The sequence below is a fragment of the Trichocoleus sp. FACHB-591 genome (genome assembly GCF_014695845.1).
Lineage (GTDB): Bacteria > Cyanobacteriota > Cyanobacteriia > FACHB-46 > FACHB-46 > Trichocoleus.
Genome location: NZ_JACJPA010000045.1, coordinates 444,501 through 456,033, shown reverse-complemented (window position 1 = coordinate 456,033; position 11,533 = coordinate 444,501). Strand labels below are relative to the sequence as shown.

7 protein-coding genes and 1 rRNA gene are annotated in these 11,533 nt (G+C 49.5%); 4 read left to right on the top strand and 4 right to left on the bottom strand.

Annotated elements, in window-relative coordinates; translation table 11 throughout:
* Both rrf and H6F90_RS10195 read left to right on the top strand, forming a co-directional pair.
* Positions 1 to 113, top strand: a 5S ribosomal RNA gene (gene rrf, locus H6F90_RS10200); the annotation flags it as partial.
* Positions 114 to 373: 260 nt separating this feature from the next.
* A complete protein-coding gene (locus H6F90_RS10195; RefSeq protein WP_199295812.1) occupies positions 374 to 1,714 on the top strand; it encodes a hypothetical protein in 1,341 nt (446 codons plus the stop codon).
* A 45-nt stretch (positions 1,715 to 1,759) separates the two neighbouring features.
* Here the strand turns inward: H6F90_RS10195 and mutY are convergent, their stop codons facing one another.
* From mutY to carB, 4 genes are all read right to left on the bottom strand, one after another.
* Positions 1,760 to 2,896, bottom strand: a complete 1,137-nt coding sequence (mutY, locus tag H6F90_RS10190; RefSeq protein WP_190552346.1) for an A/G-specific adenine glycosylase — start codon at positions 2,894 to 2,896, stop codon at positions 1,760 to 1,762.
* A gap of 20 nt (positions 2,897 to 2,916) precedes the next feature.
* Positions 2,917 to 3,261, bottom strand: coding sequence for a DUF760 domain-containing protein (locus H6F90_RS10185; RefSeq protein WP_242017027.1), 345 nt, complete (start codon positions 3,259 to 3,261; stop codon positions 2,917 to 2,919).
* Positions 3,262 to 3,458: 197 nt separating this feature from the next.
* Positions 3,459 to 4,415 carry an RNA polymerase sigma factor, RpoD/SigA family gene (locus tag H6F90_RS10180; protein ID WP_190439820.1) on the bottom strand — a complete coding sequence of 319 codons (957 nt, stop codon included), beginning with the start codon at positions 4,413 to 4,415 and terminating at the stop codon, positions 3,459 to 3,461.
* 772 nt (positions 4,416 to 5,187) lie between these two features.
* Complete coding sequence (carB, locus tag H6F90_RS10175; RefSeq protein ID WP_190552345.1) at positions 5,188 to 8,448, bottom strand: carbamoyl-phosphate synthase large subunit; 3,261 nt, start codon at positions 8,446 to 8,448, stop codon at positions 5,188 to 5,190.
* Positions 8,449 to 8,803: 355 nt separating this feature from the next.
* Between carB and H6F90_RS10170 the strand changes: the two genes are divergently transcribed.
* On the top strand, positions 8,804 to 9,877 hold the full coding sequence (locus H6F90_RS10170) for an iron ABC transporter substrate-binding protein (RefSeq protein ID WP_190552344.1): 1,074 nt from the start codon (positions 8,804 to 8,806) through the stop codon (positions 9,875 to 9,877).
* 5 nt (positions 9,878 to 9,882) lie between these two features.
* A complete protein-coding gene (locus H6F90_RS10165; protein WP_199295811.1) occupies positions 9,883 to 11,532 on the top strand; it encodes an iron ABC transporter permease in 1,650 nt (549 codons plus the stop codon).
* Position 11,533 lies beyond the last annotated feature (1 nt).

Here is an 11,533-nt window from a genome sequence, read left to right as displayed (position 1 = left end):
GTGTTCATGGCGCGGTGGAACCACACTGACCCATCCCGAACTCAGAGGTGAAACGCTGTAGCGGCGACGATACTTTGGGGGCAGCCCCACGGGACAATAGCTCGATGCCAGGGCAATAATCAAACACAGAGAAGAGAGAGGAGGGCTTATTGTAAGCTCCTCTCTCTTCTCTGTGTTGTCTCTGTACATATTTATGTATGGTTGATTACGCTCCCTAAATAGGGATGTAAATTATCTAGAGGACTGACAGTACGTAGGATGATGCGATTATTCCTGACGTGAAACCTCAATATGCCTGCCTACTCTCCTCTAACAGTTTCTACCGAAAGGTGTTTGACGCTTAGCAGCTGAAAAGCTTATCGTGGCATCGTTTATGGGAGATACAACCGTGGATGCCATTCTGGAACGAGCAAAAGATTTGAAGCAAGCGTTGGTTGAATTTGTTCTGGAAGCGGAAGGAGAGTTGGCGCGAGCACTGGAATTGTATAGTGCTGAGCATTTACGTAGTCAACAACCTGATATTAATCAGAGAAATTTGTGGTTAGATACATTTTTGACCGAGGGCAAGGTTGAGGATAAAACTCCACTCGATTTGTTTTTGGAAGATCAAGCGGAGTTGTCAGAGAGCGATCGCGCCCTGCTTTCAAGTTGGCATCACAGCTTTATTGGATTGTTTGAAATTAGGCAGACTCTTGTCGATGGGTTTGAGCTGATGAATTGGCTAACTGCCAAGCCTTATGTAGTTAAGCCCAATAATGAGGCGACAAAACAAGAGATGTCTCGTTTCCAACTTGGGGATATTTTGTTAGCTCGAATTTCTCCTCTGACTGAAACAGAGTGGATGTTTTCTGGGCCTTGTATTCCAATGGGAAAATTAGGTAAACCCAAGTTGGCAGTGGCGATCGGTAACTTTAAGCAAGATTATAAACATGCTCTCTATAGTGATGCACCAGAATTATTAGAGCAATCTTGGCAGTCGGTAGAACAATATCATCAGGATTTTCTAGACTTCTTTGGTAGTGATGAAGTCACGATGTCTGGGTATGAACTCAGTAAGAAAATTGCTGAGATGCAGGAGAAGGTGACACAACAACGTCTGGCTGATACTGGCATTGATGATTCTAAGTCTCTTGCGGAAATAGCAGCGGAAGCAGGGGTAGACCCAGCTGAAATGGAGTTGGTAGCGGAGGCAGCAGGAGCGGATGCTAAGGCTGTTGCCAAAGTCATGGAAAGTACACAAGCCATGAAAATGGTGATGCCTAAGGTTGAGCTACCTGCTGAATTAAAGAAAGCAGAAAAGGTGACAGTATTAGCCCATCCTCGCTGGGGTCAAATGTTTCTACCGACCTACCATCGATTCGAAAGTTTATTGATCGCTGATGATTTGAGTAGTGCTGACAATGCTGATAAGCTGGTGCGCCGATACTTGGAGAGCCCAGAGATTAATGCTTATGTCTGGTATCGTTTGGCTGAGAAATATCCTAAGCAATTAGAAAGTTTGCTGCAAACGGTATTACAGCGGCCAGAGTTTCAACTACAGCAGGATTTGCCTGGATTGCTGCAAGAGTTTGATAAGCCACTTGAGCCTGATTTACCAGAAGTTGCGAGCGTACCTGTGCACTTACATGATCTGTTTCAGGAGGCGTTAGCTGAAGTAGGTAAGTCTAAGGCGAAAGACAAAGGCAAAAAGAAATCGGCCAAGGGCTTTCAGTGATGCGATCGCCCTTGCCCAATTCTAATTGGGTTGAATGTAGATGAGTTAGACGTTGCTGGTTTGACGCAAGGCTTCAATGATTTGTACGTTCGCCTTGGGGAAGGGAAACTGATCAATTTCTGCCAAAGTCACCCAGCGGACTTCATCGCATTCAATCGGTTGTGGGTCCCCGCTGACGTGGCGGCAATGATGCACATTTAAAGTGACGCGGAAGTGGGTGTAGGCATGGTCAACGGTGATCAAGCGATCGCCCACTGCTACCTCAATGCCCAACTCTTCTTGAATTTCTCGCTGAATGCAGGCTTCTACGGTTTCCCCGGGCTCAACCTTACCGCCAGGAAATTCCCACAAGCCACCTAATAATCCTTCTTGACGGCGGCGATCGATGAGGATTTGGCCTTCGTTATTCCAGATCACGGCAACACCGATCAGCTTGTGAGGAATAGGGGTGCGAGTTTCAGACATGGGTAGTTCAGATTGCAGATTGAATTGATAAGCTCGGCAGTGAGTGCTCCAAGGACAAATCAGGCAAGCAGGATTTTGGGGAGTACAAAGCGTCGCGCCTAAATCCATTAAGGCTTGATTGAAATTTCTAGGTTGCTCCGGATCAAGGAGATTCTCAGAGAGTTCCCAGAGTTGTTTGCTTGCCTTTGATGGAGGAACCTCTATTGCCGCCAAACGAGTTAGCACTCGTTTCACATTACCATCCAAAATAGCCACTGCTTGATTAAAAGCGGCACTCAAAATCCCGCCAGCGGTGGTACGGCCAATGCCAGGGAGGTTTAGAACGGCTGCTAAATCTTGGGGAAAAGTAGCGCCGTGCTGTTCAACAATCACCTTGGCAGCTCGGTGTAAGTTGCGAGCGCGAGCATAATATCCTAAACCTTGCCATGCTTTTAGCACTTGTTGCTGCTCAGCGGTTGCTAGGGTGGCAACGGTTGGAAATAAAGTTAACCAACGCTCATAGTAGGGAATCACTGTTTTGACTTGGGTTTGCTGCAACATGATCTCTGAGATCCAAATGGCATACGGATCTCGATTGCGCCGCCAAGGTAAGTTACGGCCAAATTGGTGATACCAATCCAAAAGCGATCGCCGTAATTCTAATACAGCAGAACTCGGCAAACTGACTTCCCAATTTACCGAGTTCTGTTGAATGGATTTATTGTTAACTGCGGACACGGGCAATCCTGGTGGTCTACCTACTCAGCGTCAGAAGTATAGGTTTCAGAAGCAAGCAAAGATTTTTCAAAGGCCATCCGCTGCTCAGCGTTGCGGAGGAAGTAACCACTAATCATAGCGGAGGCTAGAAGACGACCTAAGTGCTCACGACTTGTAGTGATCTCTACTTCAAAATGTTCTGAAGGTAAACCTCCCAACAATCCAATGACATTGCGCTCCATGACCTGCAAGACATCAGGCGAGGTTGGTTTGGATAGTTGTGAGACCGTTTCGGGGCTCATCGCTTGCACGTAACGCCACAGCAAGTCACTAGACTCGGTGCTGCTTCCAAAAACTTCTGGAAATGGGTTAGATGAGTTATTCAACTTGGACCTCCTGACAGTAGAACTTAACAGCCTCGACATTAAGCAGGAGATGCTTAATTGTCTAAGTTATTTGACTGTTAACGTTTCTACAAGTTTCTACAATCCAATCTAACAGGAGTAGTGAACTCAGGCAGTAGGTAGAACCGAACCAAAGACGATGGGTTGTCCCGCTCTGGAGGTTATAGGGTAACAGGCGGTTAACTAGCAATGTATTCCCGCATGTCAGCTTTGCGCTTACGCAGCTTAGTTAGAGCTTCCCGCTCAATCTGACGCACCCGCTCTCGGCTGATGTTCAGGCGATCGCCAATCTTGGCTAGGGTCATGGATTTGCCATCTTCCAGGCCGAACCGTAAGGCTAAGACTTGCTGCTGCTGAGGTGTGAGGTCAGCCATCAACCGCTCTAAATCTGCCCGCAGCGAAGATTGAGCCGCAAAATCTTCTGGGGAAGGTCCGGTATCTTCGAGAAGTTCACCCAGTTCAGTATCTTGGTTATCGCCCACTCGCAGATCCAGAGATAGCGGTTGCCGTGCCCGCTCTAAGTAATCTCGAACTTGGCGAGGCGTGAGTTCTAATTCATCTGCTAGTTCTCCAGCGGTTGCAGCTCTGCCAAGCTTTTGAGCCAGTTGTCGCTGGGCTTTCTTAATCTTGTTGAGTTTTTCTGTGATGTGAATAGGCAAACGAATGGTTCTGCCCTTTTCCGCGATCGCTCGGGTAATTGCTTGGCGAATCCACCAGTAAGCGTAAGTAGAGAAACGATAGCCCTTGGAAGGGTCGAACTTCTCAACGCCACGTTGCATTCCGATCGTGCCTTCCTGAATCAAATCCAATAAGTCAACATTGCGCTTAATGTACTTCTTTGCAACAGATACAACTAGGCGCAGATTGGCTTCTACCATCTTGCGTTTTGCAGTTTCTCCTTCCTCGATCGCCTGATTGAGTTCGCTTTCAGAGATTTTGGCTTGCTCTGCCCATTCCACAAAGCTTGGTTCATGGCCTAAGCGTTCAGCCAAAGCTTCTTGAATTTCATAAAGCACTGCTACACGCTGGACCTGCTTTCCATAAAGGATTTCCTGCTCATGGGTCAGTAGCGGAACACGACCAATTTCTCGGAGGTAAGCGCGTACGGGATCGGTAGAAGTCTGAGCAGTTTTCATGGCGCTGAGTCTTAGATTGACGATGACACGAGGGGCAAATAGAGGGTACCGGCTAAAAATAGCCGGCAATATACACAAGGGACAAATTCAGCTAGACCAAGATGAACTTACGGCTTCCGGTTAGGTTTAACAGGAATAGGAACCGCAGAGTATTCAGGAGCTTCTGATCTGGAACGTAAGCTTAATGCAGCCAACCCGATTCCCAAGCTGATAGAAATAGCAATTTCGACTAAGAGGTTTGTGTCTGTCAACATAAGAAGCCTAAGGCCTTAATATTTTAGGGGTTTTAATGTTAACAATCGTAACATTTCTGAGAAAAGGTTGGGCATACCTCCTCAGACTGAATTTTGGGCGTTCGGGGAATGTACCGTTAGAGTACCCGCGAATCGGCAACACGAATGCATCCTGAGCAACAAAATTCAGTGAATATCATTAACCCTGCAATTCTGGAATTGACCAGGAATTGTTAACTTGTTTTAAGATTTTCTGCTCACGACCGAAGCTCTCATAAATCAACTACAGCTTCAAGGCATCGGTGCTTTTGTGGCAGCTTTCAACTTTAAAGATCGCCATCCGTTCCTAAGTTAGCGGTTAGGGGCTGGTGTATGGCGAAGGTAACTTATCGTAATGCATATCTGAAAAAATCGTAAATGCTCTATGGGGGCATCTACAACAAAAAATACTCCCCATCCATTAAAAGATGAGGAGTATAACTCTTCTTTTATCCTAGGGAATTCAACTGCTAGGCTTCAGGATAGGGGCTATGGGCCAACTAGGCTATGTAGTCCTGTAGAGCTTTCACGTCTAGCGGTTGAGATTGTAAAGAGCGAATGGCTGCGGCAGTAGCTTTGGCTCCCGCGATCGTGGTGATGATGGGAATCTTGTAAGACAAAGCACTACGGCGAATCAGACGGGCATCGGTTTGGGCTTCTTCTCCAGAAGGAGTGTTAAGAATGAGTTGGATTTTCTCATTTTTAATTGAATCCAGCACGTGAGGCCGTCCCTCATGCAGCTTCAGCACTAACTCGACTTCTAGACCATGTTCTCGAAGGACATTGCGGGTGCCATCGGTGGCGACAACTTGGAAGCCAATGTCAATCAGGTCACGGACCACAGGTACAACGGCGGCTTTGTCGCGATCGCTCATGGAGACAAACACAGTTCCCGACAGAGGGAGACGCTGACCCGCTGCGAGAGCCGCTTTAGCGAAGGCTTTGCCAAAGTCTGTATCAATGCCCATCACCTCACCTGTAGAGCGCATTTCGGGTCCTAGGATGGTGTCTGTGCCAGGGAATTTGTCGAAGGGGAGGACGGCTTCCTTCACCGAGAGATGCTGCGGAATTACCTCTTCCGTAAATCCAATCGACTTTAGGGTTTGACCTGACATGATGCGAGCCGCAAGCTTGGCAAGCGGTAAACCAATCGCTTTAGAGACAAAAGGAACGGTACGTGAGGCACGAGGGTTTGCTTCAATGATATAAACTTGCTCGCCTTGGACCGCAAACTGAATGTTCATTAACCCCACTACATTCAGCGCTTTGGCCAATTGCACGGTCCAAGTGCGAATGGTGTCGAGAGCTGCGGGAGTGAGCGAAGTAGTGGGCAGAGAACAAGCAGAGTCGCCAGAGTGAATGCCCGCTTGCTCAATGTGCTCCATGATGCCGCCAATCACCACTTGTCCGGTTTGGTCGGCGATCGCGTCCACATCTATTTCGATCGCATTCTCTAAGAACTTATCGATCAAGATGGGGTGATCAGGTTCGACCTGAACGGCATAGGTCATGTAGCGCTCTAGATCAGCATCGGAGTAAACAATCTCCATTGCTCGACCGCCCAACACGTAACTCGGACGCACGACGACGGGGTAATCGATTTGACGGGCAACGGACAGGGCTTCATCGTAGCTGCGAGCCAGACCGTTGGGTGGTTGATGAATATCCAGTTCGCGGAGAATTTTCTCGAAGCGCTCCCGGTCTTCAGCCACGTCGATGGAGTCGGGGGACGTGCCCCAAATCTTCGGAATGGAATCTGAATTAGCGCTATCGCTGGTAGCCTGCCGCTGCTTCAAATATTCCTGAAGGGGAACCGCTAGCTTTAGGGGAGTTTGACCGCCGAACTGGATGATGATGCCGACAGGATTTTCTGCCTCGATGATGTTGATTACATCTTCTTTGGTCAGGGGTTCAAAGTAGAGGCGATCGCTGGTGTCGTAGTCGGTGGAAACGGTTTCGGGGTTGGAGTTAACCATGATCGTCTCAAACCCTTCTTTGGCTAGAGCAAAGGAGGCATGGCAACAACAGTAGTCGAACTCGATTCCCTGACCGATCCGGTTAGGACCGCTGCCCAAAATCATCACTTTCGGTTTGTCGGAAGGGAGAACTTCGGTTTCTTCTTCGTAGGTGGAGTAATAGTAAGGCGTGTAAGCCTCAAATTCAGCGGCGCAGGTATCGACGGTTTTGTAGACCGGAATAATGCCTAGGTTCTTGCGATAAGCTCGAACTTCGTCTTCAGTGGTTTTGGTCGCGTAGGCAATCTGGCGATCGCTAAAGCCTTGCTGTTTGACTGCATAAAGTTCTTCTTTGCTGAACTCTTGCAGTGACTTGCGCTTCATCGCCTTGGCTACTTCTAGCAGTTCTTGAAGTTTGTCGAGGAACCAGGGATCGATGCCAGTTAGCTCGTAAACTTCGGCGACAGTCATGCCCATTTGGAACGCATGACGCACCGTAAAGATGCGATCGGGGTTGGGCGTGCGGAGGGAAGCGCGGATATGCTCTAAGCTAGGTAGCTTTTCGGCGCGATCGCAGCCCCAGCCAGCCCGTCCAGTTTCTAGCGATCGCAAAGCTTTTTGGAAAGACTCTTGGAAGGTACGACCGATCGCCATTGCCTCACCCACAGACTTCATTTGGGTTGTGAGGACAGGAGTAGAACCGGGAAACTTCTCGAAGGCAAAGCGAGGAATTTTGGTGACGACATAATCGATCGTCGGCTCAAAGCTAGCGGGAGTTTTTTTGGTGATGTCGTTGGGGATTTCATCCAAGGTGTAACCAACGGCTAACTTAGCAGCAATTTTGGCGATCGCGAATCCTGTCGCTTTGGAAGCAAGAGCGGAGCTACGAGAGACGCGGGGGTTCATTTCGATCACCACCAAGTCGCCTGTTTCGGGATGGATGGCGAACTGGATGTTGGAGCCACCCGTCTCTACCCCAATCTCACGAATGATTTTGATCGAAGCATCCCGCAGTCGTTGATATTCTTTGTCGGTTAAAGTTTGGGCAGGAGCAACGGTGATCGAGTCGCCTGTGTGGATGCCCATCGGATCAATATTTTCGATGGAGCAGATAATTACCACGTTATCGGCTAGATCGCGCATCACTTCTAGCTCGTACTCTTTCCACCCCAAGAGTGATTGTTCGATCAGAATTTGAGAGACAGGGCTGGCATCTAACCCAGATTGAGAAATCTCCTCGAATTCTTCTTGGTTGTAGGCAATACCACCGCCTGATCCCCCTAGGGTGAAAGCGGGACGAATAATTAATGGATAGGAGCCAATTTGAATCGCGATTTGCTTGGCTTCTGTCATGTTCTCTGCGAGGCCAGAAGGGCAAACGCTGACCCCAATCTTCTCCATCGCTGCTTTAAAGAGTTTGCGATCTTCTGCCTTTTCGATCGCAGGTAACTTAGCCCCGATCAACTCTACGCCGTACTTCTCTAGAACACCGTTCTTAGCTAACGTAACGGCTAAGTTCAGTGCCGTTTGCCCTCCCATCGTGGGTAGCAAGGCATCGGGTCGCTCCTTAGCAATGATTTTCTCTAGTAGCTCAGGGGTGAGTGGTTCGATATAGGTGCGATCGGCGGTGTCTGGGTCCGTCATGATTGTGGCTGGGTTGGAGTTGACCAGCACCACCTCGTAGCCTTCATCTCGCAGTGCCTTACAAGCCTGAGTTCCTGAGTAGTCAAACTCACTAGCTTGCCCAATCACAATCGGGCCAGAGCCAATCAACAAAATCTTGCGGAGGTCATCGCGACGAGGCATAGTCTTGCTAAAGCGTTCATGGTTCGTAAATCCCACTCATTGTAGAAGGTTTCTTCTAGGAGTTGCTGATCGTTTTAAGCACTTTTCCGGAGGATTGTCAGCAAACTTTGGGGTAAAGGCAGGGCTAAATCAGCAGATCAAGATTTCTGATTGCAACTCATGATGCTTCTCTGATTTTGAATTGAGAATTACTTGCATTAATATTGACTAGGGCGATCGCGATGTTCCACTGTCACATACTGATTCACCCACATGGATTGGCACCCTTTCTGGTTAGATGAATATAAAAGCCGTTTCCTGCTTTTATTGATAGTTTTTTTGATTAAGTGATTCTACAACTTGTACGGAGAACTCTGTGAAACGTCGTAAATTATTGTCCCTGTTGGGGTTGGCGGTGACAACTGGAGGAGTTGCGATCGCTTGTTCTAATAACTCCTCCACACCCAATGCTCAAACCTCTCCTGCTAACTCTCCGAGTGCCACCACTGCGGCTAGCAGCGGCACAGGTGAAGAACTCGTAGTGTACTGCGGTCGAGATGAAAAACTCGTCGGGGAATTAATTAAAAAGTTTGAAGCTGAAACAGGTACTAAAGTTCAAGTTCGCTATGGCGATACGGCTGAATTAGTGGCCGCAGTTTTAGAAGAGCAAAAGAATAGTCCGGCGGATGTTTTCTTTGCTCAAGATCCAGGAGCTTTGGGGGCGCTACAAAAAGCCAATCGCACTACCAAGTTACCGGATGCTGTGCTCGCCAAGGTCGACGATCGCTTCCATTCCCCGACTGGGCAATGGGTGGGCATTACGGGCCGTGCGCGCACGGTGGACTACAACACCAATTTGGTGAAAGCGGAAGAGTTGCCACAGTCGATTTTTGACCTCACCGATCCGAAATGGAAAGGCAAAATTGGTTGGGCACCGACGAACGGTTCGTTCCAAGCGTTTGTTACCGCTCTGCGGGTTACAGAAGGGGAAGAGAAGGCGAAGCAATGGCTGGAAGGCATGAAAGCCAATGAACCCAAGGTTTATCCCAAGAATGTGCCCATCGTGGAAGCCCTGTCTCGCGGTGAAATCGCTTTAGGTTTGGTGAACCACTACTATCTAGAGCGAGTTAAAGTGGAGAACCCCAATGCTCCTGTAGAGCATCACTTCACAGGTGATGCGGGTTCTATGGTGAATGTTGCGGGTGTTGCAATTCTAGACAGTGCCAAGCGTCCAGAACTGGCCCAGAAGTTCGTTGCCTTCTTGTTAGATAACGAAGCACAAAACTACTTTGCGACCGAGACTCGCGAATATCCTCTAGCCGATGGCGTCAAGGTGGCGAGTAGCAATCTGAAGAGTCTAGATCAGGTGCAAACCCCAAAAATTGACCTGGCTAGCTTGAGTGACTTGGATGCCACCTTGAAACTGCTGCAATCAACTGGAGTGATCTAGAGGGAATGCAGGTTTCCAAGGGACTGCACCGTCTCTTACAGGGATGGATGTGGCGATCGCCGAGGGCTTCCGGGCCACCTTTGTTCTTGACTTTGGCTGGGGCAATGGTCGCGATCGCGATCGCCTTACCTTTGGCTTATCTGGTGTTTCGGACTTCGGGGATCGGGGCAGAGCAAATTTGGACGCTCTTGTCTCGGCCCCGGACGCTCACTGTGCTGCTAAATAGTGCGGGAATGGCGGCGGCTGTGACTTTGCTATCGGCGTTGATTGCTATTCCCATCGCTTTTTTAACGCTGCGGACTGACTTGCCAGGACGACGATGGTGGCTGATTGCGACGACATTACCTCTGGCGATTCCCAGTTATGTGGGCAGTTTTACGCTGCTGGCGACGTTTGGGCCTAGGGGGAGTGGCTTGCAATTGTTGCTGGAACCTTTGGGCGTTCAGGAACTACCCTCTATCTACGGCTGGCCTGGAACCCTCCTAGCGCTAACTCTGTTTACCTATCCTTACTTGCTGCTGAGCGTGCGGGCGGGCTTGCAAGGCATTGATCCAGCCTTAGAAGAAGTGGCCCGGAGTTTAGGACGTAGCCCTTGGGCAACTTTTTGGCAGGTGACGCTGCCACAACTGCGCCCTTCCATCGTGGCGGGTGGGTTGCTCGTCGCTTTGTACGCTTTGCGCGATTTTGGCACGCCGTCACTGATGCGGTTTGATGCTTTTACTCGCGTGATTTTTTTGCAGTACAAGTCGAGTTTTGACCGTACTTCAGCTTCGGTGCTGGCGCTAGTACTGGTGGGGTTGGTGCTGTCAATTCTGTGGTTGGAGTACCGAGTGCGATCGCGGGCTAAGTACTACAGCCGTGCCGCTGCGGTCAGGCGATCGCCTCAACTGGTCAAGCTGGGGCCATGGAAATGGCCTGCGCTCATATTTTGTGCCGCGATCGTAGCGCTGAGTTTGGTGCTGCCGTTTGCCATGACGATCTTTTGGCTGGTGCGGGGCTGGCTAGCCCAAGTCGATATGCTAGCTCCAGCCGAGCTGCTGCACCTGGCCCTCAACTCCATTTCAGCAGCAGGATTAGCGGCGATCGCAGCGATTTTGTTTGCTTTACCTGTGGCCGTATTGTCAGTGCGCTTTCCGGGGCATATTACGACAGCGATCGAGCGTTGTTCCTACATTGGCTTTGGCTTGCCAGGGATTGTTGTGGCGTTGTCTTTGGTCTTTTTTGGCGCTAACTACTTGCCCTGGATTTACCAAACCCTGCCGCTGTTGGTGTTTGCCTATCTGATTTTGTTTCTGCCGCAAACCGTCGGCACCGTCCGGAGCTCGCTCCTGCAGGTAAATCCTCAGGTGGAAGAGTCCGCCCGGAGTTTAGGTCGCACCCCCTGGCAAACCTTGAGGGAGATTACGCTGCCGCTAGTGCGTCCAGGCATTCTAAGTGGAACCGTGCTGGTGTTCTTAACCGCGATTAAGGAACTGCCTGCGACGCTCTTGTTAGCTCCGATTGGCTTTAAAACCTTAGCCACGCAGATTTGGCAAGCCACAGAGAATGTTTCCTTTGCCGAGGCAGCAGCAGCTTCCCTAGCGATGCTCTTGGTGTCTGCTGGCTCCACCTTGTTTGTTCTGGCGCAAGACCATGCGAGGACAGCTCACCGCTGAG

Coding starts and splice junctions, on each gene's coding strand:
- H6F90_RS10165 (WP_199295811.1), top strand. CDS start 9,883: ATGCAGGTTTCCAAGGGACTGCACCGTCTCTTACAGGGATGGATGTGG.
- H6F90_RS10180 (WP_190439820.1), bottom strand. CDS start 4,415: ATGAAAACTGCTCAGACTTCTACCGATCCCGTACGCGCTTACCTCCGA.
- carB (WP_190552345.1), bottom strand. CDS start 8,448: ATGCCTCGTCGCGATGACCTCCGCAAGATTTTGTTGATTGGCTCTGGC.
- H6F90_RS10195 (WP_199295812.1), top strand. CDS start 374: ATGGGAGATACAACCGTGGATGCCATTCTGGAACGAGCAAAAGATTTG.